General features: G+C 72.8%; 28 protein-coding genes and 1 riboswitch. Of the genes, 22 read left to right on the top strand and 6 right to left on the bottom strand.

Annotation, left to right across the window (positions count from 1 at the left end; all coding sequences use genetic code 11):
- Positions 1–121: 121 nt before the first annotated feature.
- The 9 genes from ACLQ24_RS06575 (at position 122) to ACLQ24_RS06615 (ending at position 9,476) form a co-directional block, all read left to right on the top strand.
- Positions 122–1,396 (top strand): adenosylmethionine--8-amino-7-oxononanoate transaminase, encoded by a 1,275-nt coding sequence (locus ACLQ24_RS06575; RefSeq protein ID WP_425889642.1) that lies wholly within the window; start codon positions 122–124, stop codon positions 1,394–1,396.
- A 67-nt stretch (positions 1,397–1,463) separates the two neighbouring features.
- On the top strand, positions 1,464–2,300 hold the full coding sequence (gene pyrF, locus ACLQ24_RS06580) for an orotidine-5'-phosphate decarboxylase (protein WP_425889644.1): 837 nt from the start codon (positions 1,464–1,466) through the stop codon (positions 2,298–2,300).
- 178 nt (positions 2,301–2,478) lie between these two features.
- Positions 2,479–2,796, top strand: coding sequence for an integration host factor, actinobacterial type (mihF, locus tag ACLQ24_RS06585; RefSeq protein WP_007458370.1), 318 nt, complete (start codon positions 2,479–2,481; stop codon positions 2,794–2,796).
- A 25-nt stretch (positions 2,797–2,821) separates the two neighbouring features.
- Positions 2,822–3,355 (top strand): guanylate kinase, encoded by a 534-nt coding sequence (locus ACLQ24_RS06590; RefSeq protein WP_425889645.1) that lies wholly within the window; start codon positions 2,822–2,824, stop codon positions 3,353–3,355.
- Between the two features lie 64 nt (positions 3,356–3,419).
- Entirely contained in the window at positions 3,420–3,683 is a 264-nt protein-coding gene (gene rpoZ, locus ACLQ24_RS06595; RefSeq protein ID WP_074318577.1) for a DNA-directed RNA polymerase subunit omega, read from the top strand.
- Positions 3,684–3,697: 14 nt separating this feature from the next.
- Positions 3,698–4,906 carry a bifunctional phosphopantothenoylcysteine decarboxylase/phosphopantothenate--cysteine ligase CoaBC gene (gene coaBC / locus ACLQ24_RS06600; RefSeq protein ID WP_425889647.1) on the top strand — a complete coding sequence of 403 codons (1,209 nt, stop codon included), beginning with the start codon at positions 3,698–3,700 and terminating at the stop codon, positions 4,904–4,906.
- 87 nt (positions 4,907–4,993) lie between these two features.
- Positions 4,994–6,187 carry a methionine adenosyltransferase gene (gene metK, locus ACLQ24_RS06605; protein ID WP_425889648.1) on the top strand — a complete coding sequence of 398 codons (1,194 nt, stop codon included), beginning with the start codon at positions 4,994–4,996 and terminating at the stop codon, positions 6,185–6,187.
- Positions 6,188–6,246: 59 nt separating this feature from the next.
- Entirely contained in the window at positions 6,247–8,232 is a 1,986-nt protein-coding gene (locus ACLQ24_RS06610) for a primosomal protein N' (RefSeq protein WP_425889649.1), read from the top strand.
- A gap of 260 nt (positions 8,233–8,492) precedes the next feature.
- Entirely contained in the window at positions 8,493–9,476 is a 984-nt protein-coding gene (locus ACLQ24_RS06615) for an AAA family ATPase (RefSeq protein WP_425889651.1), read from the top strand.
- 80 nt (positions 9,477–9,556) lie between these two features.
- On the opposite strand, the gene ACLQ24_RS06620 is transcribed toward ACLQ24_RS06615, so the two are convergent.
- Positions 9,557–10,024 (bottom strand): hypothetical protein, encoded by a 468-nt coding sequence (locus ACLQ24_RS06620; RefSeq protein WP_425889652.1) that lies wholly within the window; start codon positions 10,022–10,024, stop codon positions 9,557–9,559.
- 74 nt (positions 10,025–10,098) lie between these two features.
- Between ACLQ24_RS06620 and ACLQ24_RS06625 the strand changes: the two genes are divergently transcribed.
- Genes ACLQ24_RS06625 through ACLQ24_RS06640 form a run of 4 tightly spaced genes read left to right on the top strand, consistent with a single transcriptional unit; the run spans position 10,099 to position 13,372 of the window.
- A complete protein-coding gene (locus ACLQ24_RS06625) occupies positions 10,099–10,401 on the top strand; it encodes a tetratricopeptide repeat protein (RefSeq protein WP_425889654.1) in 303 nt (100 codons plus the stop codon).
- Between the two features lie 45 nt (positions 10,402–10,446).
- Entirely contained in the window at positions 10,447–11,007 is a 561-nt protein-coding gene (def, locus tag ACLQ24_RS06630; protein WP_425889655.1) for a peptide deformylase, read from the top strand.
- Between the two features lie 5 nt (positions 11,008–11,012).
- Entirely contained in the window at positions 11,013–11,939 is a 927-nt protein-coding gene (gene fmt, locus ACLQ24_RS06635) for a methionyl-tRNA formyltransferase (RefSeq protein WP_425889657.1), read from the top strand.
- On the top strand, positions 11,936–13,372 hold the full coding sequence (locus ACLQ24_RS06640) for an RsmB/NOP family class I SAM-dependent RNA methyltransferase (RefSeq protein WP_425889658.1): 1,437 nt from the start codon (positions 11,936–11,938) through the stop codon (positions 13,370–13,372). Before fmt ends, ACLQ24_RS06640 begins: the two co-directional genes overlap by 4 nt.
- Before the next feature lie 121 nt (positions 13,373–13,493).
- Here ACLQ24_RS06640 and ACLQ24_RS06645 read toward each other — a convergent pair whose 3' ends face one another.
- Positions 13,494–14,384: a septum formation family protein gene (locus ACLQ24_RS06645; RefSeq protein WP_425889660.1), complete on the bottom strand. Its 891-nt coding sequence runs from the start codon at positions 14,382–14,384 to the stop codon at positions 13,494–13,496.
- Positions 14,385–14,469: 85 nt separating this feature from the next.
- A complete protein-coding gene (locus ACLQ24_RS06650) occupies positions 14,470–15,360 on the bottom strand; it encodes a septum formation family protein (protein ID WP_425889661.1) in 891 nt (296 codons plus the stop codon).
- Positions 15,361–15,614: 254 nt separating this feature from the next.
- Between ACLQ24_RS06650 and rpe the strand changes: the two genes are divergently transcribed.
- From rpe to ribH, 7 genes are all read left to right on the top strand, one after another.
- A complete protein-coding gene (gene rpe, locus ACLQ24_RS06655; RefSeq protein WP_425889663.1) occupies positions 15,615–16,295 on the top strand; it encodes a ribulose-phosphate 3-epimerase in 681 nt (226 codons plus the stop codon).
- 1 nt (position 16,296) lies between these two features.
- Positions 16,297–17,253, top strand: a complete 957-nt coding sequence (locus tag ACLQ24_RS06660) for a GGDEF domain-containing response regulator (RefSeq protein ID WP_425889665.1) — start codon at positions 16,297–16,299, stop codon at positions 17,251–17,253.
- Positions 17,254–17,331: 78 nt separating this feature from the next.
- A riboswitch (FMN riboswitch) is annotated at positions 17,332–17,502 on the top strand.
- A 158-nt stretch (positions 17,503–17,660) separates the two neighbouring features.
- Entirely contained in the window at positions 17,661–18,722 is a 1,062-nt protein-coding gene (ribD, locus tag ACLQ24_RS06665; protein ID WP_425889667.1) for a bifunctional diaminohydroxyphosphoribosylaminopyrimidine deaminase/5-amino-6-(5-phosphoribosylamino)uracil reductase RibD, read from the top strand.
- A 1-nt stretch (position 18,723) separates the two neighbouring features.
- On the top strand, positions 18,724–19,341 hold the full coding sequence (locus ACLQ24_RS06670) for a riboflavin synthase (protein ID WP_425889668.1): 618 nt from the start codon (positions 18,724–18,726) through the stop codon (positions 19,339–19,341).
- On the top strand, positions 19,341–20,030 hold the full coding sequence (gene pnuC, locus ACLQ24_RS06675; RefSeq protein ID WP_425889670.1) for a nicotinamide riboside transporter PnuC: 690 nt from the start codon (positions 19,341–19,343) through the stop codon (positions 20,028–20,030). Before ACLQ24_RS06670 ends, pnuC begins: the two co-directional genes overlap by 1 nt.
- Complete coding sequence (locus ACLQ24_RS06680; protein ID WP_425889672.1) at positions 20,027–21,292, top strand: bifunctional 3,4-dihydroxy-2-butanone-4-phosphate synthase/GTP cyclohydrolase II; 1,266 nt, start codon at positions 20,027–20,029, stop codon at positions 21,290–21,292. Before pnuC ends, ACLQ24_RS06680 begins: the two co-directional genes overlap by 4 nt.
- Before the next feature lie 2 nt (positions 21,293–21,294).
- Positions 21,295–21,795: a 6,7-dimethyl-8-ribityllumazine synthase gene (gene ribH, locus ACLQ24_RS06685; RefSeq protein ID WP_425889682.1), complete on the top strand. Its 501-nt coding sequence runs from the start codon at positions 21,295–21,297 to the stop codon at positions 21,793–21,795.
- A gap of 151 nt (positions 21,796–21,946) precedes the next feature.
- Here the strand turns inward: ribH and ACLQ24_RS06690 are convergent, their stop codons facing one another.
- Genes ACLQ24_RS06690 through ACLQ24_RS06700 form a run of 3 tightly spaced genes read right to left on the bottom strand, consistent with a single transcriptional unit; the run spans position 21,947 to position 24,395 of the window.
- Complete coding sequence (locus tag ACLQ24_RS06690; protein ID WP_425889674.1) at positions 21,947–22,690, bottom strand: amino acid ABC transporter ATP-binding protein; 744 nt, start codon at positions 22,688–22,690, stop codon at positions 21,947–21,949.
- Positions 22,691–22,692: 2 nt separating this feature from the next.
- Complete coding sequence (locus tag ACLQ24_RS06695) at positions 22,693–23,538, bottom strand: amino acid ABC transporter permease (protein WP_425889675.1); 846 nt, start codon at positions 23,536–23,538, stop codon at positions 22,693–22,695.
- On the bottom strand, positions 23,535–24,395 hold the full coding sequence (locus ACLQ24_RS06700) for a transporter substrate-binding domain-containing protein (RefSeq protein ID WP_425889676.1): 861 nt from the start codon (positions 24,393–24,395) through the stop codon (positions 23,535–23,537). Before ACLQ24_RS06700 ends, ACLQ24_RS06695 begins: the two co-directional genes overlap by 4 nt.
- Before the next feature lie 133 nt (positions 24,396–24,528).
- Here ACLQ24_RS06700 and ACLQ24_RS06705 point away from each other — a divergent pair, with 133 nt between their 5' ends.
- Both ACLQ24_RS06705 and hisG read left to right on the top strand, forming a co-directional pair.
- Positions 24,529–24,792, top strand: a complete 264-nt coding sequence (locus ACLQ24_RS06705; RefSeq protein ID WP_355053106.1) for a phosphoribosyl-ATP diphosphatase — start codon at positions 24,529–24,531, stop codon at positions 24,790–24,792.
- 45 nt (positions 24,793–24,837) lie between these two features.
- Complete coding sequence (gene hisG / locus ACLQ24_RS06710; protein ID WP_425889678.1) at positions 24,838–25,683, top strand: ATP phosphoribosyltransferase; 846 nt, start codon at positions 24,838–24,840, stop codon at positions 25,681–25,683.
- The last annotated feature ends 364 nt before the right edge of the window (positions 25,684–26,047 follow it).

Consider the following 26,047-nt stretch of genomic DNA (forward strand, 5'->3'; position numbering starts at 1 on the left):
AGAGCAAAGACGGTCGGGGGGAGGTGCGGTCCGGCCGCGCGGTCCGCCGCCCGGACGGCGCTGCCAGCGCGGACCACCCCGGTCGGGCCGGTCGGCCCGATCCGGTCGGGAAGGAGTACGCGTGACACCCGAGGAGATCCTGGCCGTCGACCGGGCGCACGTCTGGCATCCGTACGCCGCCCTGCCGTCGGCGAACGCGCCGTTCGTGGTCCGCGGCGCCGAGGGGGTACGGCTGACCCTGGCCGACGGTCGGGAGTTGGTGGACGGGATGTCGTCCTGGTGGGCGGCGGTCCACGGCTACCGGCACCCGGTGCTGGACGCGGCCGTGACCGACCAACTCGGGCGGATGAGTCACGTGATGTTCGGTGGACTCACCCACGAGCCCGCAGTGCGGCTCGCGCGGACCCTCGTCGAGCTGGCCCCCGAGGGGCTGGAGCACGTGTTCCTGGCCGACTCCGGCTCGGTCAGCGTCGAGGTGGCCGTGAAGATGTGCCTGCAGTACCAGCTGGCCGTCGGCCGGCCGGAGCGGCGGCGGCTGGCCACCTGGCGGGGCGGCTACCACGGCGACACCTTCCATCCGATGAGCGTCTGCGACCCCGAGGGCGGAATGCACCACCTCTGGGGTGACGTGCTGCCCCGGCAGGTGTTCGCCCCGGTGCCGCCGGGCGGGTTCGCCGATCCGACCGACGAGGCGTACGTGGCGGCGTTGGTGGACGCCGTCGAGCGGCACGCCCACGAACTGGCCGCGGTCATCGTGGAGCCGGTGGTGCAGGGCGCGGGTGGGATGCGCTTCCACCACCCCGGTTACCTGCGGGTGCTGCGCGAGGTGACCCGCGCCCACGGGGTGCTGCTGATCTTCGACGAGATCGCGACCGGGTTCGGCCGTACCGGCACGATGTTCGCTGCCGAGCACGCCGGGGTGTCGCCGGACGTGATGTGCGTGGGCAAGGCGCTCACCGGGGGTTACCTGACCCTCGCCGCGACGCTGTGCACCCCGGAGATCGCGCGCGGGATCTCCGCCGACGGTGTCCTGGCGCACGGTCCGACGTTCATGGGCAACCCGCTGGCCTGCGCGGTCGCCAACGCCTCCATCGGGCTGCTGAGGGCCGGTGACTGGGCGGCGCAGGTATCCAGGATCGGCGCGGGCCTGCGTACCGGCCTGGAGCCGCTGCGTGCCGCGCCGGGCGTGGCCGACGTGCGGGTGCTCGGGGCGATCGGCGTGGTCCAGCTCGACCACGACGTCGACCTCGGCGCTGCCACCGCGGCGGCCGCCGACCGCGGCGTCTGGCTGCGCCCCTTCCGCGACCTGATCTACACGATGCCGCCGTACGTCACCGACGACGCCGACCTGGCCCGGATCGCGGCCGGGATCGCGGCGGCCGCGGCGGCCGGCTGAGCGGGCATCGCCGAGTACCCCGGGAGGCGGTCCCGCCGCCCGGACGACGAAGAGGGGAAGTACGCCGATGGAGAGCTTCGGCACCCGGCTGCACCGGGCCGTCACCGAGCGCGGACCGCTCTGTGTGGGCATCGACCCGCATCCCGGTCTGCTCGCCCGCTGGGGCCTCGCGGACGACCTCGACGGTCTGGACCGATTCGCCCGGACCGTGGTGGATGCCCTCGGTGACCGGGTTGCGGTTGTCAAGCCTCAGTCGGCCTTTTTCGAGCGGTTCGGATCCCGCGGTGTGGCGATTCTTGAGTCAACTATCCGACAGTTACGAGAAGCCGGATCGCTCGTTCTGCTCGACGTCAAGCGCGGCGACATCGGCTCAACGGTCAGCGCGTACGCCTCCGCGTATCTTGATCCATCCAGTCCTCTGTATGTCGACGCTGTCACGGCCAGTCCCTACCTGGGAGTAGGTTCGCTGGCGCCGATGTTCGAGTTGGCCACCCGGCACGGCGGCGGGGTCTTCGTGCTGGCCCTCACCTCGAACTCCGAGGGTGCGGCCGTGCAGCGGGCCCGTACGGCCGACGGGCGCACCGTCGCGCAGACCGTGATCGACGAGATTTCCCAGCTCAACAGCGGTGCGGAACCCCTCGGTAGCTTCGGTCTGGTGGTCGGGGCCACCATCGGTGACACCGGTCATGACCTCTCCGGCGTGGGGGGTCCGCTGCTCGCTCCGGGGCTCGGCGCGCAGGGTGCGGGCGCCGCCGATCTGCGTACCGTCTTCGGTTCCAGCCTCGCCGCGGTGCTCCCGTCGTACTCCCGCGAGGTCCTGTCGGCAGGACCGGACGCCGACGCCCTGCGGGCCGCCGCGCACCGGGTGCTGGGTGAGTGTCGGGCCGTTCTGGCTGCCCGGTGACTGACTGACGGCTCGGTCACTTTGCGATGATCATCGGGCGCTCACGTTGCCGAAAGCTCCGTCGACCGCTAGTTTTCCCCGCGCTGGGAACCACGGACCCCTTGGTTCACAGCGACACCACGTTTCACAGCTGCGGCGGTGCGCCCCGCCCGCCGCGATAGGGACCTGAGGAGAACTGGTGCCGCTCCCGTCACTGACCCCCGAACAGCGCGCTGCCGCGCTCGAGAAGGCCGCGGAGATCCGCAAGGCCCGTGCCGAGCTGAAGGAGCAGCTCAAGCAGGGCAAGACCACCCTTGGTGCCGTCCTCGAGCGCGCCGAGAGCGACGACGTCGTGGGCAAGCTCAAGGTTTCGGCCGTCCTGCAGGCCATGCCGGGCATCGGCAAGATCCGGGCTACCCAGATCATGGAGAAGCTCAAGATCGCTGACAGCCGTCGTCTGCGCGGCCTCGGCGAGCAGCAGCGCAAGGCACTGCTTGGAGAGTTCGCCGCCAACTGAACCTGGCAGCGTGTAGAAACAAGCAGTGAGCACGGATGACGAGGCGCGCCCGGCGGCTCGGCTCACTGTCCTGGCTGGACCTTCGGGTTCCGGCAGGGAGAGTGTCGTCGAGCTCGTCCGGGCGCGTTTCCCGTCCGTGTGGATCCCGGTGCCGGCAACGACCAGGCCGCGCCGGGAGCCGGAGGCCGACGGAGAGCAGCGGGTCTTTCTGGCCCCGGCCGAGTTCGAGCGCCGGGTGGCCGCCGGCGAGCTGCTGGAGTGGTCCCGGATCGGCGCGTACCGCCGGGGGACCCTGCACCCACCGCTGCGCGCCCGGCTCGACGCCGGGCAGCACGTCCTGCTTCCGCTCGACGTGACCGGGGCCCGGCTGGTGCGGGCGCGACTGCCCGACGCCCGGTTGGTGCTGCTGATCCCGCCCGGACGCCGACCCGCCGCCGCCGTGGCCGCGGCCTTCGCGCACACCCTCACGCACGACCTCACCGATCGGGTGGCTGACGAGCTGGTAGGCTTGCTCGGTTCAACTCATCCGGATCCGGCCTGGTCGCGCGTGCGTGGCTGACAGTCGGCCGCCGTCGGGACTCAGCACCGCGTCCGCGCGGCTCGAAAGACGCAGAGGTTAATTCGTGGGATCCATCGCCAACCCCGAAGGCATCACCAACCCGCCGATCGACGAACTCCTCGAGAAGACGACGTCGAAGTACGCGCTGGTCATCTTCGCCGCCAAGCGCGCGCGCCAGGTCAACGCCTACTACAGCCAGCTCGGCGAGGGCCTCCTGGAGTACGTCGGTCCGCTCGTCGAGACCACCCCGCAGGAGAAGCCCCTCTCCATCGCCATGCGCGAGATCAACGGCGGCCTGCTCACCGCCGAGCCGACCGACCAGCCGTAGGCCCGTACCCGTCGATGTCCGCCTCGATCGTCCTCGGGGTCGGCGGTGGCATCGCCGCCTACAAGGCGTGCGAGCTGCTGCGACTCTTCACCGAGTCGGGCCATCGGGTCCGTGTCGTGCCGACCGCGTCGGCGCTGAGGTTCGTCGGCGCGCCGACCTGGGCGGCGCTCTCCGGCCAGCCGGTCGCCGACGACGTCTGGTCCGACGTGCACGAGGTGCCGCACGTACGCCTCGGCAAGCAGGCCGACCTGGTGCTGGTCGCGCCGACGACGACCGACCTGCTCGCCAAGGCCGCCCACGGGCTCGCCGACGACCTGTTGACCAACACGTTGCTGACCGCGCGCTGCCCGGTGGTGCTGGCTCCGGCCATGCACACCGAGATGTGGGAGCACCCGGCCACCGTTGCCAACGTCGCCACGCTGCGCTCCCGGGGCGTCCGGGTCGTCGAGCCGGCCGTCGGGCGGCTCACCGGCGTCGACACCGGCAAGGGACGGCTGCCCGACCCGGCGGAGATCTTCGCGGTCGCCCGCCACGTCCTCACTCGGGGCGCCTCCGCGCCGGCCGACCTGACCGGCCGCCGGCTGGTGGTCACCGCCGGCGGCACCCGTGAGCCGCTGGACCCGGTCCGCTTCCTCGGTAACCGCTCATCCGGCAAGCAGGGCTACGCCTTCGCGCGCTCGGCGGTCGCCCGGGGCGCCCGGGTCACGCTGATCGCGGCCAACGTGTCCCTCGCCGACCCCGCCGGGGTCGACCTGGTCCGGGTCGGTACGACCGCCGAGCTGCGCGAGGCGACCCTGCGGGCCGCCGATGGGGCCGACGCGGTCGTGATGGCGGCGGCTCCGGCCGATTTCCGACCGGCGACGTACGCGCCTGGCAAAATCAAGAAGTCGGACGACGGTGTCGCTCCCACCATCGAGCTCGTCACGAACCCGGACATCGCGGCGGAGCTCGGCCAGCGCAAGCGACCGGAGCAGGTGCTGGTGGTGTTCGCCGCCGAGACCGGCGACGCGGAGGCCAACGGCCGGGCGAAGCTGGCCCGGAAGCGGGCCGACCTCATCGTGGTCAACGAGGTCGGTCCGGACCGGGTCTTCGGCGCCGACACCAACACGGTGACGGTCATCGGCGCGGACGGCTCGGTGAGTCGTCTGCCGGAGCAGGCCAAGGAGGCTGTGGCCGACACCGTGTGGGACCTCGTCGTGGCGCGGCTGGCCAACCGCTCCTGACGGGTGGAACAGGGCGCGACCGATCCCGACACCGGCCGCAGCGGTGATTAGACTGCCGCGGAACGACCTCACACGCTTAGGAGTGCCGTGACACGCCGCCTCTTCACGTCCGAATCGGTCACGGAAGGCCACCCGGACAAGATCGCCGACCAGATCAGCGACGGCATCCTCGACGCGCTGCTCGCCGAGGACCCGCACAGCCGGGTCGCGGTCGAGACCATGATCACCACCGGCCAGGTGCACATCGCCGGCGAGGTCACCACCAAGGCGTACGCCGACATCCCGACCCTCGTCCGCCGGACGATCCTCGACATCGGCTACGACTCGTCGAAGAAGGGTTTCGACGGCGCCTCCTGCGGCGTCAGCGTCTCGATCGGCGCCCAGTCCGAGGACATCGCGCAGGGCGTCGACAACGCCTTCGAGCTGCGTACCGGGGCGTCGGAGAGCGCGTTGGACGCACAGGGCGCCGGCGACCAGGGCATGATGTTCGGCTTCGCCTGCTCCGAGACGCCGGAGCTGATGCCGCTGCCGATCGCCCTGGCCCACCGGCTCGCGCGTCGGCTCGCCGCGGTGCGCAAGGACGGCACCATCCCGTACCTGCGCCCGGACGGCAAGACCCAGGTCACCATCGAGTACGAGGGGCTGCGCCCGGTCCGTCTGAACACCGTGGTGGTGTCCAGCCAGCACGCCGCGGACATCTCGCTGGAGTCGCTGCTCACCCCCGACGTACGCGACTCCGTGATCGCCCCGGAGCTGGAGAGCCTCGGTCTGGACACCGACGGCTACCGGCTGCTGGTCAACCCGACCGGCCGGTTCGAGATCGGCGGCCCAATGGGTGACGCCGGCCTGACCGGTCGCAAGATCATCGTTGACACCTACGGCGGGTACGCCCGGCACGGCGGCGGCGCGTTCTCCGGCAAGGATCCGTCCAAGGTGGACCGTTCGGCCGCGTACGCGATGCGGTGGGTGGCCAAGAACGTGGTCGCCGCCGGCCTCGCCGAGCGGTGCGAGGCGCAGGTCGCCTACGCCATCGGCAAGGCGCACCCGGTGAGCCTGTTCATCGAGACGTTCGGCACCGAGACCGTGCCGGTCGCCTCGATCGAGAGCGCGGTCTCCGAGGTGTTCGACCTGCGCCCGGCCGCGATCATCCGGGACCTCAACCTGCTCCGCCCGATCTACCAGCAGACCGCCGCGTACGGCCACTTCGGCCGCGAGCTGCCGGACCTGACCTGGGAGAGCACCGACCGGGCCGCCGACCTCAAGTCGGCCGCGGGAGCCTGACCGCCACCAGGTCCAGCGACCGGCGACCCGCGGACGGGTCGCCGGTCGCACGCGTCTGCGTGGACGTGCCGCTGGCCCACCTGGACCGCCCTTTCGACTACCTCGTGCCGGCCGAGCTGGACGACGTGGCGGTGCCCGGCACCCGGGTCAAGGTGCGTTTCGCGGGGCAGGTGGTCGACGGTTGGTTGTTGTCCCGGGCGGACGACTCCGGGCACACCGGGCGGCTCGCCTACCTGGAGAAGGTCGTCTCGCCCGAGCCGGTGCTGACGCCCGAGGTCGCCCGGCTGGCCCGCGCGGTCGCCGACCGGTACGCGGGTAACCTCGCCGACGTCCTCCGGCTCGCCGTGCCACCTCGGCACGCCCGCGTCGAGAAGGAAACCCACGAGGAGCAGCCGACCCCGGCCCCCGACCCCGGCGATGCCGCCGCGCCCGGTGGTCCGGTCGTCTCGGGGGAGTCCGGCGTGCCGGGTGGCCCTGCGGTGCCGGGGGAGCCCGTCGACCCGAGGGGGTGGCGGGACTATCCGGCCGGGCCGGCACTGCTGCGGGCGCTCACCGAGGGCCGGCCGGCCCGCGCGGTCTGGTCCGCATTGCCTGGTGAGGACTGGGCCGCCCGCTACGCCGACGCGGTCGCCGCCACCGTCGCCGGTGGGCGCGGCGCCGTGGTCGTGGTGCCCGACGCGCGTGATCTCGACCGTCTCGACGCGGCGCTGACCGCCGTGCTGGGCCCGGGGCGGCATGTCAGTCTCTCCGCCGCCCTCGGACCGGCCCGGCGCTACCGGGCGTTCCTCGCCGCCCGGCGGGGACAGGTGCCCGTGGTCGTCGGTACCCGGGCGGCGATGTTCGCCCCGGTGCGCCGGCTCGGTCTCGTCGCCGTCTGGGACGACGGGGACGACCTGCACTCCGAACCCCGCGCCCCCTATCCGCACGCCCGTGACGTGCTGCTCACCCGGGCGCAGCTCGGCGAGGCCGCCGCGCTGGTCGGCGGGTACGCGCGTACGGCCGAGGCGCAGTTGCTGCTGGAGACCGGCTGGGCCCGCGAGGTGGTCGCCGACCGGGCGACGGTCCGGGCCCGGATACCGGCCATCGCGCCGACCGGCGACGACCCGCAGCTCGCCCGTGATCCCGGTGCGGCCACCGCGCGGCTGCCCAGCCTGGCCTGGACGGCCGCCCGCGACGCGCTCCGGGCGGACCTGCCGGTGCTCGTGCAGGTGCCCCGCCGTGGTTACCTGCCCTCGGTCTCCTGCGCCGACTGCCGTACCCCGGCCCGCTGCGCGCACTGCGCCGGCCCGCTCGCCCTGCCGTCGGCGGGTGGCACCCCCGCCTGCCGCTGGTGCGCCCGGGTCGCCGCCGCGTACGCCTGTCCCCAGTGCGGCGGGCGGCGGTTGCGGGCGGCAGTGACCGGCGCCCGGCGTACCGCCGAGGAGCTGGGCCGGGCCTTTACCGACGTGCCGGTGCGGACCTCGGGACGGGAGGAGGTCCTGACCGACGTGCCCGGCACGGCGGCCCTGGTCGTTGCCACCCCCGGTGCCGAGCCGGTCGCCCAGGGCTGCTACGGCGCGGTGCTGCTGCTCGACTCGTGGGCCCTGCTGACCCGGGCCGACCTGCGCGCCGGCGAGGAGGCGCTGCGCCGCTGGCTGGCGGCGGCGGCCCTGGCCCGCCCGGCGCCGGCCGGCCGCGTGGTGGTCGTCGCCGACGGCGCGCTCGCCCCGGTGCAGGCGCTGCTGCGCTGGGACGCCGCCTGGTTCGCCGGCCGGGAGTTGGCCGAGCGCCGCGAGCTGGGCTTCCCACCTGCCGTACGCATGGCGAGCGTCACCGGCCCGGCCGAGGCGGTGGCGGACCTGCTCGACGCCGCGCGGCTGCCCGCCGACGCCGAGGTGCTCGGCCCGGTGCCGGCCGACGAGGGGCGCGAGCGGATGCTCCTGCGGGTGCCCCGGGCGCGGGCCGCCGCGCTCGCCGAGGCCCTGCACTCGGCGGCCGGGCTGCGCGCCGCCCGCAAGGCCGCCGATCCGGTTCGTCTCCAGGTCGATCCGCTGAGCCTGTTCTGACCGTTTCCCGGGCGCGGCCGACGGGCGGGAACCCCGCCGTGGGGACCGGTGCCCGCACACCGCGTCCGGCAAAGCGCTGGCGACGAGGTGGTAGCATCGCCCGTCATGCTCGGGCGTACAACGGCCCCAGGTCACGGCACCGCCGGAGACGGACGGGCCGGGCCGGGTGCGCCGCGGGATGGCGCGACGATGGCGGGAACGCGTCGGTCGGACGCGATGTCGATGATGTCAGGAAGCCGGTTATCAGGGGTGGACCAGTCGTGACCGTTCGACAATCGATCGTCTTCAACGGCGACCTCGGCAGCGGCAAGAGCACGGTGTCGGTGGAGATCGCCAAGCGGCTCGGGATGCGCCGGGTCAGCGTGGGTGACCTCTATCGGGAGATGGCGCAGCAGCGGCAGATGACCGCCCTGCAACTCAACCTGCACGCCGAGCTGGACCAGGCCGTCGACGGGTACGTCGACCAGCTCCAGCGCGACATCGCCGCCTCCGGCGAAAACCTGATCATGGATTCGCGGCTGGCCTGGCACTTCTTCACCGACGCGCTCAAGGTGCACATGGTCACCGAGCCGGGTGAGGCGGCCCGCCGGGTGCTGGCCCGCCCGTCCGGCCCGGCGGAGAGCTACACCTCGCTCCAGGAGGCCAAGGTCAAGCTCCGCGAGCGCAGCGCGAGCGAGCGGAACCGGTTCATCGTCCGCTACGGCGTGGACAAGGCGCGGTTGCGCAACTACGACCTGATCTGTGACACCACCCGGGCCTCCGCGGCCGAGGTGGTCGAGCACATCGTCGCCGCGTACGAGGGCACGCTCGGCGCCGACGTGCTGCGCGACGGTCCGCCGCTGCTGCTCCTGGACCCGGCCCGGGTCTACCCGACCGAGGACATCGCCACCCTGCGCGGCCTCTGGGACAGCGAGTTCGTCGGCGACGTGGCCGAGGCCGGCGACGAGTCCCTGGAGCCGTTGAAGATCGGCTTCACGGGGGAGTACTTCTTCGTCGTCGACGGTCACCGGCGGCTCAGCGCCGCCCTGCAGAACGGTTTCTCCCTGGTCCCGGCCCAGCTGGTGGCCGAGGTCGACGAGCCGGTGGTGGGCGGGATGAGCGCCGTGGACTACTTCGCCGCTCAGGTCCGGCCGGGCCTGGTCTACGACTGGGAGGCGGCCCACAAGATCCAGTTGCCGCTGCCGGAGCCGGCACTGCTCCGCGGCGACGCCGTGCTCGCCGCGGACACGGGCGTCGGCGCCTAGGCCCAGCGCGGTGCCGGGCCGGCGCGCGGGATGCACGCCGGCCCGACTGTCAGCCTGAATGCTCCTTCATTCGGAAGGCGTCAGCCCAGGACGACTCCGGAGGCGCCGACGCCGGCCATGCCGGAGAAGATGTCCTCGTCGTAGAGCCGCCAGGCGCACACCCGCCCGGTGGGAACGTAGCCGGTACATGCCGTCGCGGTATTGGTGTCGTCGATGGCGGTGTTGGTGCCGGTCGCCCAGACCTGGAGGGTGTTCGCCGGGTTCACGATCTCCACCGGGCCGCCGCTGTCACCCTGGCCGACGGCGTTGGTGTGGGCGGTGCCCGGCCGGTCGGCGTGGAGCTGCTCAGCGCCGCCGAGGCGTGGCAGCTGCTGGCCCGGCGGCTCGGCGCGGACCGGTTGGCCCTCGAGCCACGGGCCGTGGACGAGATCATCGAGGGGCGCGCGCGGTTGCCGCTGGCGCTGGCGCTGGCGGTGCTCGCCGCTCGGGGGGGCGGCGAATCCCCGGGTTCGCCCTGTCCAGCCTGGCCGTGGAGCTGCGCGGAGCACTCCGCCCGCTGGACTCGTTCGACGCGCGACGCCGGCCATCTGACCGGTGAGGCGAGCGCCCGCAACGCGGTGGGTTGGGCGCACGCCCAGCTCGGCCAGTACGCCCCGGCGCTCGCGCACTGCGGGCGCTGGAGCTGCTGCGCCGCACCGGCGACCGGCACGGCGAGGCGAACACCTGGGACAGCCTCGGCTTCGTCCACGCGCGGCTGGGTGACCACCGGGAGGCGATCCGCTGTTACGGCCGGGCGCTGCGGCTGTACCGGGTCCGGGCCCTGCTGGCCCCGGCTGCGGCTCCCGGGGCCGGGTCGGTGACGCTGGGCACACCGGCGATGGCCGATCGAGGTACGCGGGCCGGAGCGCTGCCGGGCACTCCGTAGACTGGTACGGCACCGCTCGCCCGTCCGACGAAGGAGCCGTCCCGCGTGACCGTCCAGCCCATCCGTCTGTTTGGGGATCCGGTGCTGCGCACGCCGGCCGATCCGGTGGTCGACTTCGATGTCGAGCTGCGTAGGCTCATCGCCGACCTCACCGACACGATGCGGGGCCAGAACGGCGCCGGTCTGGCCGCGCCGCAGCTCGGCGTGAGCCTGCGGGTGTTCGCCTTCGACGTCGACGACGTGCTCGGGCACCTGGTCAATCCGGTGCTGGAGTTCCCCGACGAGGAGGAGCAGGACGGCCCCGAGGGCTGCCTGTCCATCCCCGGGCTCTACTTCGACACCAAGCGCCGCCAGAACGTCGTCGCCAAGGGCTTCAACGGCTACGGCGACCCGCTGCAGATCGTCGGCACCGGGCTGATGGCCCGCTGCGTGCAGCACGAGACCGACCACCTCGACGGTGTGCTCTTCCTCGACCGGCTCGACACCGCCGGTCGCAAGGAGGCCATGAAGGCGATCCGCCAGGCCGAGTGGTACGACCCGGCAGCCCCCCCGGTGGTCAAGGTCAACCCGCACGCCGGTGGCAGCCCCTTCGGTCTGGGTCGGTGACCCGGATGCGTGTGATCTTCGCCGGCACCCCGGCGGTGGCCGTACCCGCCCTGGCCGCCGTCGCGGCCTCCCCACACGAACTGGTCGCCGTCGTCACCCGACCCGACGCGCCCGCCGGACGGGGGAGGGGCCTGTCCCGCTCCCCGGTCGGCACGTGGGCCGACGAGCACGGCGTGGAGGTGCTCACGCCGGCCCGACCCCGCGACCCGGAGTTCCTCGGCCGGCTGCGCGAGCTCTCGCCGGACTGCGTGCCGGTGGTGGCCTACGGCGCGCTGGTGCCGCCGTCCGCGCTGGAGATCCCCCGCCACGGCTGGATCAACCTGCACTTCTCGCTGCTGCCGGCCTGGCGGGGCGCGGCGCCCGTGCAGCACGCCGTCCTGCAGGGTGACGAGCTGACCGGGGCCAGCGTCTTCCAACTGGAGCAGGGCCTGGACACCGGGCCCGTCTACGGCACCCTGACCGACGAGATCCGCCCCGGCGACACGTCCGGCGACCTGCTGGAGCGGCTCGCCGACTCCGGCGCGGGGCTGCTGGTGGCGGTGCTCGACGCCATCGCCACCGGCACCGCCCGCGCCGAGCCGCAGCCCGCCGACGGGGTGACCCTGGCGCCGAAGCTGACGGTGGAGGACGCCCGGGTCCGCTGGAGCGACCCGGCCTTCGCGGTGGACCGGCGGATTCGGGCCTGCACCCCGGCCCCCGGCGCGTGGACGACCTTCCGCGACGAGCGGGTGAAGCTCGGTCCGGTCGCGGCGGTCGCCGACGGCCCGGACCTGAAACCGGGAGAGTTGCTGGTGGAGAAGAGCCGCGTGCTGGCCGGTACGGCCACCGGCCCGGTGCGACTCGGCGAGGTCCGGGCCGCGGGCAAGCGGGCCATGGCGGCCACCGACTGGGCCCGTGGCGTCCGCGTCAGCGCCGGCGAGGGCCTCGCGTGACGGCCCCGGAGGGGACGCGCCCGTACCGTGGCGGTCCGTCGGCCGGCCGAGGTGGCGACCGCCGGCCGGCTCGGCCTCCGCTGGACCGGCCGCGACGTGCGGCGTACGAGGCGGTGGCCGCCGTGCACCGCGACGACGCCTTCGCCAACCTGGTGCTGCCCACCATCCTGCGCGAGGAGGGGCTGTACGGCCGCGACGCCGCCTTCGCCACCGAGCTGACCTACGGCACGCTGCGCCACCTGGGCACGCTGGACGCGATCCTCAGCGACGCGTCCGGCCGGGACGTGGCCCGGATCGACCCGCCGGCACGCGACGCGCTGCGGATCGGGGCGTACCAGCTGCTGCACACGCGGGTGCCCCCGCATGCGGCCGTGTCGTCGACCGTGGACCTGGTCCGCTCGGTCGCGCCGGGCGCCGCCGGGTTCGCCAACGCGGTGCTGCGCGAGGTGTCCACCCGCGACATCGACGCGTGGGTGGCCAAGCTCGCCCCGCCCATCGAGACCGACCCGGTCGGGCACTTGGCGCTGGCGTACAGCCACCCGCAGTGGATCGTGCGGGCCTTCTCCGAGGCGCTCGGCGGTGACCTGGGCGAGACCGCCCGGCTCCTGATCGAGGACAACGAGCGTCCCCCGGTGCACCTGTGCGCCCGTCCCGGCCTGATCGACCCGGTCGAGCTGGCCGACGCGGTCGGTGGCGCCCCCGGCGCGTTCTCCCCGTACGCCGTCTATCTGCCTGGCGGCGCGCCCGGCGACGTGCCGGCGGTGGCCGACGGCCGCGCCCACGTCCAGGACGAGGGCTCCCAACTCGTGGCCGCCGCGCTCGCCGACGCGCCACTGGACGGCCCGGACGGGCGTTGGCTGGACCTCTGCGCCGGCCCCGGCGGCAAGGCCGGGCTGCTCGGCGCGTTGGCCGCGCAGCGGGGTGCCCGCCTGACCGCCGTGGAGGTGGCCGAGCACCGGGCCCGGCTGGTGTCCCAGGCGACCCGGGGTCTGCCGGTGACCGTGCTCGCCATGGACGGTCGTGAGGTCGGCGCGGACCCGAAGCTGCCCGAGGGCCACTTCGACCGGGTGCTGGTGGACGCCCCGTGCACCGGGCTGGGCTCGTTGCGCCGGCGGCCCGAGTCGCGCTGGCGCCGCCAGCCCTCCGACCTGCCGTCCTTGACCCGGCTGCAACGGGAGCTGCTGGGCGCGGCGCTGCGGGCGGTCCGGCCGGGCGGGTTGGTCGCCTACGTCACCTGCTCGCCGCACACGGTGGAGACGCACGTGACGGTCACCGAGGCGGCCCGCCGCAGCGGCGTCGCGGTGGACTTCGTCGACGCCCGGCCGCTGCTGCCCGCCGGTATGCCCGGCCTCGGCGACGGCCCCACCGTGCAGCTCTGGCCGCACCGGCACGGCACCGACGCGATGTTCCTCGCCGTCCTGCGCAAGGGCTGACAGCCGGCCCGCGCAAAAGCTGACCGCCGGCCCCCGCGAGAGCTGACAGCCGTCCCCGCGAGGGGCTGAACACGACACCGCACCCGGCCCATCCGGCCGGGTGCGGTCGTACCGGTCGGGATCAGGTGACCGGGAGCCCCTTGGATCCGGCGTTGCGCATGGAGCGGGTCAGGTTCCGGTCGCTGATCCACAGGAAGCACTGCACGCCACGGTTGCCGTTCTTCCACTCCTGCTCGTACGGCTGGTAGTAGATCGTCCCGGCGCGGAAGTCGAGCTTGGAGTCGTCCGGCACCTTGGCGTACTTGGCGGTGACCGACTGGCACGCCCGGTGGGTGCGCTTCGTGGTGCGGTTGAACTCCGCGTAGCTGATGTCGGGGGCCTGCCAGATCCCGACGAACTCGGCGTGGTGCTTCGCGGTGCAGGACACCGCGACCATCTCCTCGATCTTGTCCTTGACCAGCTTCGGGTTGAAGCAGCGGTACGCCAGTGGCGCCGCGCCGCTCAGCGCGCCCCGCAGACTGCCGGTGCGCAGGTCGACGGCGGTGTCGTCGATGCTGGCGATCTCGGTGACGTCACAGCGGTACCAGCGGGCGCCGCCGGCCCAGGCGGGCGCGGACGGCAGCACGACGGTCAGTCCGAGGCGTCCGGAGCGCCAGTCACCGCCCACCGCCTTGGTGACCTCCTTGTCGCAGCCGGCCTGGGCGGCCCGCATGCCCTCCGAGCCGGGCGGCGGGGTCGTGCCGCGCTCTGCGCCGGGGGTGGTGAGCGTACCGACGTGGATGGTCTCCACCCGGTGCGCCTCAGTGCACTCCATCGGGTTGTAGCCGCTGAGGAAGCCGACCTGCTGGGAGGAGTGGTGGCAGACGCCGGCGGCGGGGACGAACTGCTGCGCCGCCACCGGCGCCGGCCAGTCGTCGACGAGGTTCCGGTCGACTCCGGCGGGCGCGCCACAGCCGCTGAGCGCCAGGGCAACCGCCGCGCTCCCGGCAACCGCCGTCAACCACCGTCGCATCCTTCGACCTCCCGCCGCTGGTGACCTCCGGTCGGCCCCCAGCCGGCCGGTAGCGCCACGGCGCAGCAGCATACGGCACCGTGGCTCAGCTGGCGGGCAGTCCCTCGGGGCCGGCGCCGCGCATCGAACGGGTGAGTTTGCGATCGTCGCTCCACAGGAAACAGCGCACCCCGCGGTCGCCCTCCTCCCACTCCCGCTGCGACGGTGGGTAGTAGATGGACCCGGCCCGGTACGGCAGCTCGCTGTTGTTGGGCACGGCGACGTACGCGGCGATCAACGCCATGCAGCGCTGGTGCGCCTGCTCGCCCGCACGGGAGAAGGCCGCCCAGTCCATGTCCTTCTCCTCGTAGACGCCGACGAACTCGGCGCGGTGCGGCTCGGTGCAGAGGACCGGGGCCATGTAGTTGAGGTTGTCGCCGATCAGCTTGGGATCGAAGCAGCGGTGTGTCAGCGGGCTGTCGCCGATCAATGCGCCGCGCAGGCTGCCGACCCGGTTCACCGGCCGGGTGTTGTCGATGCTGTCGGTCTCGCTGAGGTCGCAGCGGAACCAGCGCGCGCCCCCGGTCCAGGCCGCCGCCGAGGGCAGCGACAGCGTCAGGGTGAGCCTCGCCGCGTGCCAGTCGCCGCCGAGCACCTCCCGGGCCCGCTGGTCGCACTCGGAGCGGGCCGCGCGCAGTGCGGTCGAACCGGGGCCCGGCCGGGTCCCGGCACGCGCCGCCGGACCGGTGAACGTGCCGACGTGGATCGCCTCGGCGAGGTGGCTGCGGGCGCAGTCCACGGTCTCGTACGTGCTGGCCTGCACGACCGAGGTGATCCGGGGCAGGCAGGTGTCGGTGGCCGGGGTGAACGGTCGTGGAACCCGCAGCTCCGGCCAGTCGTCGGTGAGATCACCGTCCGCGCCGCGCGCTGGCGCGCAGCCGGAGAGCAGCATCGTCGTGACGCCGACCAGCGCCAGCGCTGCAAGCCACCGTCGCATCGTCCGCCCTCCCGGGAGCTGGCGACCGGCCGCCGCGCCCTGCGGCGCGACCCCGGCGGGCGTGCAGCCTACGGCACCGTCCCGCTTGGAGTGTCGTCGCGTTTGGGTCGATCGGCCAGCCACTGATGTCTGTTCGTCCGGAATCGATGGCCCGGACCGGCATATTCTGCACTACTGGTCACTGCTGGATCACAGCGTGTCGGAGTGGGTGCCGTGCTGCGGGCGGCGGGTGGTTGCGTTCGTACACTGGCCCCGTGACCGTACCGCCGCCGATCGTCGCGCCGAGCATCCTGGCCGCCGATTTCGCTCACCTCGCCGAAGAGGTCCGTGCCGTCGAGGACGCCGCGGACTGGTTGCACGTGGACGTGATGGACAACCACTTCGTGCCCAACCTGACCATCGGGCTGCCCGTGGTGCAGAGCCTGCGGGCAGCCACCACGATGCCGTTCGACGTGCACCTGATGATCTCCGACCCGCGTCGGTGGGCGCCCGGGTACGCCGACGCCGGCGCGTACAACGTCACCTTCCACGCCGAGGCGGCCGACGACCCGGTGGCCCTGGCCAAGGACCTGCGCTCGGCCGGCGCGAAGGCCGGACTGGCCATCGACCGGGACACCCCGATCGAGCCGTACCTGGACCTGCTGCCCAGCTTCGACACCCTGCTGATCATGACGATCAAGGCGGGCTTCGGCGGTCAGCGGCTCATCCCGCAGCTGCTGGACAAGGTCCGCGCCGCCCGTCGGCACGTGAACGCCGGCCACCTGGAGCTGCGCATCGAGGTGGATGGCGGGATCGCCGCCGACACCATCGAGCAGGCCGCCGCGGCCGGTGCCGACGCGTTCGTGGCCGGGACCGCCGTCTACGGCGCCGCCGACCCGGCGGAGGCGGTTCGGCACCTGCGGGCACTGGCGGAACGCGCGGCGCCCGAGGCCTGAGGTGGAGCCCGAGGTCGACCGCAAGGACGTCATCCTCGTCGTCGACGACGACGACGACATTGCCCGGTTCGTCGAGTTCAACCTGCGGTTGCACGGCTTCGACGTGATCCACGCCAGCGACGGCCAGGAGGCCCTGGAGATCATCGAGCGCCAGCGACCCGACCTCGCGGTGGTCGACCTCATGATGCCCCGCGTCGACGGTCTGGAGCTGACCCGGCGGCTGCGTGCCAACCCGATGACCTCCGCCCTACCGGTGATCATGCTGACCGCCAAGGGGATGACCGTGGACAAGGTCCACGGGCTCAGTGCGGGCGCGGACGACTACCTGGTCAAACCGTTCGACACCGCCGAGCTGGTGGCCCGGGTCTCCTCGACGCTGCGGCGCAACAAGGAGTTCCGGGAGGTCTCCCCGCTCACCGGACTGCCCGGCAACAGCCGCATCCGTCGGGAGATCAGCGACCGGGTCCGCCAGGGGGTGGACTACGCGGTCGGTTACATCGACATCGACCGGTTCAAGAGCGTCAACGACCGGTACGGCTTCGTCCGGGGCGACGACTTCATCTCCGCGCTGGCCCGCAGCCTGCATCGGGCGGTGGTGGCGGTGGGACTGCCGCCGGCCTTCCTCGGCCACGTCGGCGGCGACGACTTCGTGATCGTCTGCGCGCCCGACCAGGTCCGCCCACTCACCTCCCGGGCGGTGGTCGACTTCGAGAATTCCGCCGACACGCTCTACGACCCGACCGACCGCGAGCGCGGGTTCGTCGAGTTGAAGGACCGGCGCGGCAACATCCGCCGGGCGGCCCTGGTCACGCTCTCGATCGGCGTCTCCCTGTCCGACGCCGGCAAGCGGTTCACCGACCCGCTCGAGGCGATCGCGGTGGCCTCGGAGATGAAGACGCTCGCCAAGAGCCAGCCGGGGTCGTACGTCGCCGTGGACCGGCGGCGCGGCGTCACCTGACGCGTGATCCCGCTGTGAAGTAGCTCGCCTGGATAACGACACACCGGGTTCGGCGTGCAAGACTGCGAAGTACCCACCACGCGCTGGCGGGACTCGGTGAAATTCCGAACCGGCGGTGATCCACGGTCCAACCGTGGTCAGCCCGCGACCCGGACGGCTCTGCCGCCCGGTGGACCTGGTGAAAATCCGGGGCCGACGGTTGGGAGCGGCTCGTCCGCGCCCAGACAGTCCGGATGGGAGACAGCGCGCGGGACGGACGGGTCCGAGCCGGCCGCTGGCTTCAGCGTGCCTGCCGCACCTCCCGGGACGGCTGTGCCGTACCCGGCATCCGCCGCCGCCTGCCCGCGGTCCATGCCGCCTCCCTGACCGCTTGCGCGATGAGGCGAGTGAGAGGGCAGGACAGGGCGATGGCCAGCGTCTCCGTCGACGAGGCGATGCGGCGTGCGATCGAGCTGGCGGCGCGTGGGCTGGGTACCACCAGCCCGAACCCGGTGGTCGGGTGCGTGCTGCTCGACGAGGACGGCCAGGTCGTGGGCGAGGGCTTCCACGCCTACGCGGGCGGGCCGCACGCCGAGATCGTCGCCTTGGCCCAGGCCGGGCGGCGCGCGAAGGGCGGCACGGCGGTCGTCACTCTGGAACCCTGCGACCACACCGGCCGCACCGGCCCCTGTAGCACCGCGCTGGTCCAGGCCGGAGTAGCCCGCGTGGTCGTCGCCGTACCGGACCCGAACCCGGTGGCCTCCGGCGGCGCCGCCACGTTGCGCTCCGCCGGGGTCCAGGTGGACCTGGGGGTACGCGGCGGCGAGGCCGAGGCCGGCAACGTGGCCTGGTTGACCTCGATGCGGCGGGGCTGGCCGTACGTCATCTGGAAGTACGCCGCCACCCTCGACGGCCGGTCCGCCGCCGCGGACGGCACCAGCATGTGGATCACCTCTGAGGCGGCCCGGATCGACGTGCACGCGCTGCGCGGCACCGTCGACGCGGTCATCGCCGGGGTGGGCACCGTGCTCGCCGACGACCCCCGGCTGACCGCCCGCAACCTGCGCGACGGCAGCCTTGCCATCCGGCAGCCGCTGCGCGTGGTGGTGGACAGCTCGGGGCGTACCCCGGTCGACGCCCGGGTCCGCGACGGCGCCGCGCGGACGTGGATCGCGACCGCCGCCGAGGTCGGCGCGGGTCCGGACGGCAGGGTCGACCTGCCGGCGCTGCTCGCGGCGCTGCACCAGCGCGGCGTCCGCGCGGTGCTGCTGGAGGGTGGGCCCCGGCTGGCCGGCGCGTTCCTGGCCGCCGGTCTGGTCGACAAGATCGTCGGGTACGTCGCGCCGAGGCTGCTCGGCGCCGGCCCCACCGCCCTGGTCGACGCGGGAGTGACGACCATCGCTGAGGCCATCGATCTGGAGTTCGTCGACGTTACGCAGGTCGGTCCGGATCTCCGGATCACCGCTTTGCCCCGTAAGAGGGAGGCCTGAGATGTTCACCGGCATTGTCGAGGAATTGGGCGAGATCGTGCGCGTCACCGCCACGGCGGGCGATTCGGCGCTTGTCGCCGTGCGCGGGCCGCTGGTCACGTCCGACGCCCGCCACGGTGATTCCATCGCCGTCAACGGTGTCTGCCTGACCGTCGTGGACGCGGCGGACGGCGTCTTCACCGCCGACGTCATGGGCGAGACCCTGCGCCGCTCCGCGCTGGGCGCGCTGCGCCCCGGTGACCCGGTCAACCTGGAACGGGCCGCGGCGCTGGGCAGCCGCCTCGGCGGGCACCTCGTGCAGGGCCACGTCGACGGCGTCGGCGAACTGATCTCCCGGGAGCCGGCCGAGCAGTGGGAGACCGTCCGGTTCCGGCTCCCCGCCGACCTGTCCCGTTACGTGGTGGAGAAGGGCTCGATCACCATCGACGGCGTCTCGTTGACCGTGGCCGCCGTCGGCGTGGACGAGTTCGCCGTCGGGTTGATCCCGACCACCCTGAAGCTGACCACCCTCGGCGCGAAGAGCGTCGGTGACCCGGTCAACCTCGAGGTCGACGTGGTGGCCAAGTACGTCGAGCGGCTGCTGGGCAGCCGGCTCGCCGATACCGGTGAGGTGGCCTGATGGGCGCCCTCGGCTGGCTGCTCGACGCCCAGGTGCAGGTGGCCGGCTCGCCGGTGCTGGTCCGGGAGGTCGTCGGCAACGCGTTCGGCCTGATCTCCGCGCTGCTCGGGCTGCGTCGGCTGGTCTGGGCGTGGCCGGTCGGCATGATCGGCAATGCGCTGCTGTTCACCGTCTTCCTCGGCGGGGTGTTCGCCACCCCGCAGGCCCACGACCTGTACGGGCAGGCCGGCCGGCAGGTCTTCTTCTTCCTCGTCAGCGTCTACGGCTGGTGGCGGTGGCGACGCAACAGCCGCGTCGACGCCCAGCACGCCGCCGTGTCGCCCCGCTGGGCCACCGGGCGGGAACGGCTCGCGATGCTGCTGGCCGCCGTCGTCGGCACCGCCGCGGCGTACCCGCTGCTCACCGCACTGGGCTCGTGGGGTCCGCTGCCGGACGCCTGGATCCTCACCGGCAGCCTGCTGGCGACCTACGGCATGGCCCGCGGCTGGGTCGAGTTCTGGCTGGTGTGGATCGCGGTGGACGCCGTCGGCGTGCCGCTGCTGCTGCGCGGCGGGTTCTACCCGTCGGCGGCCATGTACCTGGTCTACGGCGCCTTCTGCGCCTGGGGCTTCGCCGCCTGGTGGCGCACGTCGCGCGCCACCAGGCCGGCAGCCACGCTCCCGCCCACCTACACGGAGGCCGTCGCATGAGCAGCTTCGCCGATATCGAGCACGCGGTCGCCGAGATCGCGGCCGGACGGCCGGTCGTCGTGGTCGACGACGCCGACCGGGAGAACGAGGGCGACCTGATCTTCGCGGCCGAGCTGGCCACGCCGGAACTGCTGGCGTTCATGGTGCGCTACACCTCGGGGTACGTCTGCGTGCCGTTGACCGAGAGCGAGGCCGACCGGCTCGACCTGCCGCCGATGCACCACACCAACCAGGACCGGCGTGGCACCGCGTACACGGTGACCGTGGACGCCCGGGAGGGGGTCGACACCGGCATCTCGGCGGCCGACCGCGCGCACACGATCCGGCTGCTCGCCGGCGCCGCCACCGACCCGACCGACCTGGCGCGTCCCGGTCACGTGGTGCCGCTGCGCGCCCGCGAGGGTGGGGTGCTGCGCCGGCCCGGGCACACCGAGGCGGCGATCGACCTGACCCGGCTCGCCGGACTGCGCCCGGCGGGCGTGCTCTGCGAGCTGGTGAATGACGACGGCACCATGATGCGGTTGCCGGATCTGGAGAAGTTCTCCGCCGAACACGGCCTCGTGCTGATTACCATCGCCGACCTGATCGCCTACCGGCGGCGTACCGAGAAGCAGGTCGAGATGGTGGCCGAGGCCCGGATGCCGACCCGGCACGGGGTGTTCCGGGCGCTCGGCTACCGCGCCGAGCACGACCCGGCCGAGCACGTCGCCATGGTCATCGGTGACCTTGGCGACGGCCAGGACGTGCTGGTCCGGGTGCACTCCGAGTGCCTGACCGGGGATGTGTTCGGCTCGCTGCGCTGCGACTGCGGGCCGCAGTTGGACGCCGCGCTGGCCCGGGTCGCCCACGAGGGCCGGGGCGTGGTCCTCTACGTGCGCGGGCACGAGGGGCGTGGCATCGGGCTGCTGCACAAACTCCAGGCGTACCAGTTGCAGGACCAGGGCCGCGACACCGTGGACGCCAACCTCGACCTGGGTCTGCCGGCCGACGCCCGCGACTACGGCACCGGTGCCCAGATCCTCTACGACCTGGGCGTGCGCTCGATGCGGCTGCTGACCAACAACCCGGCCAAGCGGGCCGGGCTGGAGGGCTACGGGCTCACCATCACCGGCCGCGAGGGGCTGCCGGCCGGCGCGCACCCGGAGAACCTGCGCTACCTGCGCACCAAGCGGGACCGGATGGGTCACCTGCTGGACGAGTTGGACGAGCTGTCCGAGGCGCCGCTGGGGCGTCCGGTCGCCAACGACGAGATCGGAGCATGACGATGGCGGGTTTCGGTGAGCCGGGAGTCGACGCGGTGGACGCCGCGGGGCTGACCGTCGGCGTGGTGGCCGCGCGGTGGCACGGCGATCTGACCGACCACATGCTGGAGCGCGCGGTCGCCGCCGCCGAGGCGTGCGGCGCGCGATCCGTGGTCGCCCGCGTCGCCGGCTCGGTCGAGCTGCCCGTCGTCGCCCAGGCCCTCGCGCGCCGCTGCGACGTCGTGGTCGCGCTCGGCGTGGTCGTACGGGGGTCGACCGCCCACTTCGACTACGTGTGCCGTTCGGTCACCGACGGGCTGACCCGCGTGGCGCTGGACGAGGGCAAGCCGGTCGCGCACGGCGTGCTCACCGTGGAGACCATCGAGCAGGCCCGGGACCGGGCCGGGCTGCCCGGCTCGGCGGAGGACAAGGGTTGGGCGGCGACAGTGGCGGCGCTCGACGCGGCGCTGGCCGTGCGTACCGTCGCCGCCGGCAACGTCCAGCGGGTCGGCTTCGGCGGCTGACGCGCCCTCGGCGGGGCAGGCTCTCCGGCGGTGGCCGCGTCTTCGGCGGTGGCCCGGTCTTCGGTGGTGGCCGAGTCTTCGGCCGTGTCGGGCCTTCGGTGGTGGCCGCGTCTTCGGCGGGATCGGGTCTTTCGGCGGTGGTCGGCTCGTCTCACAGCCGGCCGGCCTCGATGATCCGGCGCAGGAACTGCCGGGTCCGGGGCTGTGTCGGCTCGCCGAGCACCTGCTCCGGCGGGCCGCTCTCGACGACGCGCCCGGCGTCGAGGAAACACACCTCGTCGGCGACCTCGCGGGCGAAGCCCATCTCGTGGGTGGCCAGCACCATTGTCATGCCGTCGGCCTTCAGGTCCCGGATCATCGTCAACACCTCGCCGACGAGTTCCGGGTCCAACGCCGAGGTGACCTCGTCGAGCAGCATCAGCCGGGGCGAGTTGGCCAACGCCCGGACGATCGCCACCCGCTGCTGCTGCCCACCGGAGAGCCCGTCCGGATAGGCGTCCGCCTTCGCGCCCAGACCCACCCGGTCGAGCAGGTCGCGGGCCTGGGCCTGGGCCTCGGCACGGGCACGCCGGTGGACGCGCCGGGGCGCGAGGGTGATGTTGTCCAGCACGCTCAGGTGCGGAAACAGGTTGTACGCCTGGAACACCATGCCGATCCGTCGGCGTACCCGGTCGGCGTCGACACGCGGGTCGGAGATGTCCTCCCCGTCCAGCTCGATGGTGCCGTCGTCCACCTCGTCGAGGAGGTTCACGCACCGCAGGAGGGTGGACTTGCCCGACCCGGACGCCCCGATCAGGGCCACCACCCGGTGCTCGGCGACCGTCAGGTCGAGCCCGTCCAGCACGACGTGGCCGGCGTACTCCTTGCGCAACCCACGACAGCGCAGCAGCGTCACGGTCAGCCTCCCGACTGGCGACGGGCCGAGCGCAGCGTCACCCAGTCGGTGACCGCGATCAGCGGGATCGCAAGCAGCACGAACAGCACGCCCGCCACGACGTACGGCGTGTAGTTGAACGACTGGGCGGTGGCGATCTGGGCGGCCCGGACCGCGTCGATCGGACCGGCGAGCGAGACCAGCCCGACATCCTTCTGCAGGGCTACCACGTCGTTGAGCAGCGGTGGTGCCACCCGGCGGACGGCCTGCGGCAGCACCACGTGCCGCATCGTCTGCCGGTGGGTCAGGCCCAGCGAACGGGCCGCGGTGAGTTGGCTGGGGTGCACCGACTCGATGCCGGCCCGGAACACCTCGGCGAGGTAGCCACCGTAGGTGAGCACCAGCGCGAGCCCGCCCAGCACCAGCACCGACGGCATGCCGCGCAGCCGCAACCCGGGCACACCCAGGGTGAGCAGGTAGAGCACGATGATCAGCGGTAGGCCGCGGAACGTGTACGTGTAGCCGGCGGCCAGCGCCCGCACGGGAAAGAAGATCGGGCCGCGCAGCGTCCGCAGCACGGCGATCACCAGCCCGAGCAGCAGCGCGCCGGCCGCACAGCAGACCAGCAGCCGTACGTTGAGCCAGAGCCCGTCCAGCACGGCCGGCAGGGCGTCGGCGGCGATCCCCGGGTCCAGGAACGTCCGCCGTACCCGGTCCCAGCCCGGCGCGCCGGTCACCGCGACGACCAGCAACGTGCCGAGCGCCGCCGTGGAGGAGGCCGCGACCAGCACGCTGTAGATGGTCTGTCGACGCCGGTACGCCGACCGCCGCACCTGCGCCGCGGAGGGGATGTGCTCCCGCGCCGTCACTTCAGCTCGGCCGCCCCCGCCACCTGCGCGAGCCACTTCTGTTCCAACTCCCGCAACGTTCCGGCCTCGCTGAGCTCACCGACTGCGCCGCTCACACAGCGGGTCAGCGGCGAGTTCTTGTCCAGCAGCAGGCCGAACACCTCCGGCACACCCACCTGCGGCACCTGTCCGACGAGCACCGCGTCGGTGATCTCCGCGCCGATGATGTAGAAGGCCGTCGGCAGGTCCACCACGAGACCGTCGATCTGCCCGTTCTGCAGGGCCTTCTTGGCGTCGTCGTTGCTGTTGTAGACCTGCGGCTTCGCCGTCGGCTTGAGCACCTCGGTGATCGCCTGGTAGCTGGTCGTGCCGACCTGGGCGCCGAGCTTGGCGCCGCGCAGGTCGGCGAGCGACGTCTTGCCGGCGATCTTCGAGGACTTCAGCGCGATGACGGTCTGCCGCACCAGGTAGTACGGCGCGGAGAAGTCCACCGCCTGCTTGCGCTCCTCGGTGATGGAGAACTGGTTGATGTCGAAGTCGAAGGTCTTCGGGCCGGGTGCGATCGCGGTGTCGAACTTCACCCGCGTCCAGGTGACGTCGCCCCGGGCGTAGCCCAGCTTCTCGGCCACCGCGTACGCGACGGCGGCCTCGAAGCCCTCGCCGTTGTCCGGCCTGTCCTGCCGGAACCACGGCTCGTAGGCCGGCTGGTCGGTGGCGATGGTGAGCTTGCCCGGCGTACGGGTGGGCAGGCTGTCCTTGGCGCAGGACGGCGCGGCGGTGACGGTGGGGGTCGGTTCGTCCTGCGGCGCGCATCCGGCGATGGCGGCGACGACGGTGCCGGCGATGGTGAGCGCGATAAGACGTGAGCGACTGGCCATGGCCGACAGCGTAAAGCTCAACGAGCATCGATCGAAGATTTTCCCACCGCGATGATAGGGAATTGTCCGCCTGCTGGGTTGCGGTGGACCCGGACTCGGGGCGCCGGCCCGGCGGCTGGAAGAATCGTTCCCCGTGAAGACGTTCGAGGAGTTGTTCGCCGAGCTGCAGGCCAAGGCCGCCGCCGGCACCCCGGGCTCGGGCACCGTCGCCGCGCTGGACAAGGGCGTGCACTTCATCGGCAAGAAGGTCGTCGAGGAGGCGGCCGAGTCGTGGATGGCCGCCGAGCACGAGGGGCCCCAGCGCACCGCCGAGGAGATCTCCCAACTGCTCTACCAGGTCCAGGTGCTGATGCTCGCCAGCGGTCTCGAACTGGAGGACGTCTACCGACATCTGTGAGTGCGCCCCGTCGTTGATCAGACTCGATCGAAGGAGCACTCCGTCATGTTGCGTGTCGCCATTCCCAACAAGGGCACCCTGGCCGAGCCGGCTGCCCAGATGCTGCGCGAGGCGGGCTACCGCCAGCGCACCGACCCCAAGGACCTCGTCTGCCGCGACGAGGGCAACGACGTCGAATTCTTCTACCTGCGTCCCAAGGACATCGCCACCTACGTCGGCTCCGGTGACCTCGACCTCGGCATCACCGGCCGCGATCTGCTGATCGACTCGGCCGCACCCGCCGAGGAGGTCGTCGACCTCGCCTTCGGCCGGGCCACCTTCCGCTTCGCCGCCCGCCCCGACGACATCGCCTCCGTGCAGCAGCTCGGCGGGCACCGGATCGCCACCGCGTACCCCGGGCTCGTCGAGCGGCACCTCGACGAAGCGGGCGTCAAGGCCGAGGTGATCCGCCTCGACGGCGCCGTGGAGAACGCCGTACGCCTCGGGGTCGCCGACGTGATCGCGGACGTGGTGGAGACCGGAGCTACGCTGCGTCAGGCGGGCCTCGTGGTGTTCGGCGAGCCGCTGCTGCGCTCGTCGGCGGTACTGGTACGCCGCGCCGGCGCGCCGGCCCACGCGCAGGCCGAGCAGTTGCTGCGCCGCCTGCACGGCGTGCTGGTGGCCCGCCGTTACGTGATGCTCGCCTACGACGTGCCGGCCGGTCTGCTGGACCGGGCCAGCGGGCTGACCCCCGGCATCGAGTCGCCCACCGTGTCGCCGCTGCACCGCGAGGGCTGGGTGGCCGTGCAGGCCATGGTGCTCAGCGACGATGTGCACCGGATCATGGACGAGCTGTACGACCTGGGCGCCCGCGCCATCCTGGTGACCAACATCCACGCCTGCCGCCTCTGACCGCTCACCTGGGTTGATCCACACGAGATCGCCGAAATGGGAGTGTCCGCCCGCGCGGGTCACCCCCATTTCCCCCTATCTCGTGTGGATCACTGCTGTCCTGCGCCGGTGCGGTGGGCGGAGGTCCGCCTCGCGCCCGATCTGGAGGCCGCGGTGCGGGGCCGGCACGACGTCCGAGCGCGCGCCGAGCCGAGGCGCGGCCTCGTGCCGCCCCTGTGTGACGAGGGGAGCGCCTCCCGCGCCCCGGATCCGGAAAGATCACGCTCGATCCAGGATCTTCCAGGATCTAGGCCGTGTCTTGTGGATCAGGTTTCGCGGGCGAGGTCGCGGAGCCAGATCTTGATGGTGGCGATGTCGATGGTGG

Origin of the sequence: Micromonospora sp. DT4, assembly GCF_049841675.1 — a bacterium.
In the GTDB taxonomy this organism is placed as follows: domain Bacteria; phylum Actinomycetota; class Actinomycetes; order Mycobacteriales; family Micromonosporaceae; genus Micromonospora.

Coding starts and splice junctions, on each gene's coding strand:
- pyrF (WP_425889644.1), top strand. CDS start 1,464: ATGGAGAGCTTCGGCACCCGGCTGCACCGGGCCGTCACCGAGCGCGGA.
- coaBC (WP_425889647.1), top strand. CDS start 3,698: ATGTCCGCCTCGATCGTCCTCGGGGTCGGCGGTGGCATCGCCGCCTAC.
- fmt (WP_425889657.1), top strand. CDS start 11,013: ATGCGTGTGATCTTCGCCGGCACCCCGGCGGTGGCCGTACCCGCCCTG.
- ACLQ24_RS06645 (WP_425889660.1), bottom strand. CDS start 14,384: ATGCGACGGTGGTTGACGGCGGTTGCCGGGAGCGCGGCGGTTGCCCTG.
- ACLQ24_RS06650 (WP_425889661.1), bottom strand. CDS start 15,360: ATGCGACGGTGGCTTGCAGCGCTGGCGCTGGTCGGCGTCACGACGATG.
- ribD (WP_425889667.1), top strand. CDS start 17,661: ATGGCCAGCGTCTCCGTCGACGAGGCGATGCGGCGTGCGATCGAGCTG.
- ACLQ24_RS06670 (WP_425889668.1), top strand. CDS start 18,724: ATGTTCACCGGCATTGTCGAGGAATTGGGCGAGATCGTGCGCGTCACC.
- pnuC (WP_425889670.1), top strand. CDS start 19,341: ATGGGCGCCCTCGGCTGGCTGCTCGACGCCCAGGTGCAGGTGGCCGGC.
- ACLQ24_RS06680 (WP_425889672.1), top strand. CDS start 20,027: ATGAGCAGCTTCGCCGATATCGAGCACGCGGTCGCCGAGATCGCGGCC.
- ribH (WP_425889682.1), top strand. CDS start 21,295: ATGGCGGGTTTCGGTGAGCCGGGAGTCGACGCGGTGGACGCCGCGGGG.
- ACLQ24_RS06700 (WP_425889676.1), bottom strand. CDS start 24,395: ATGGCCAGTCGCTCACGTCTTATCGCGCTCACCATCGCCGGCACCGTC.
- hisG (WP_425889678.1), top strand. CDS start 24,838: ATGTTGCGTGTCGCCATTCCCAACAAGGGCACCCTGGCCGAGCCGGCT.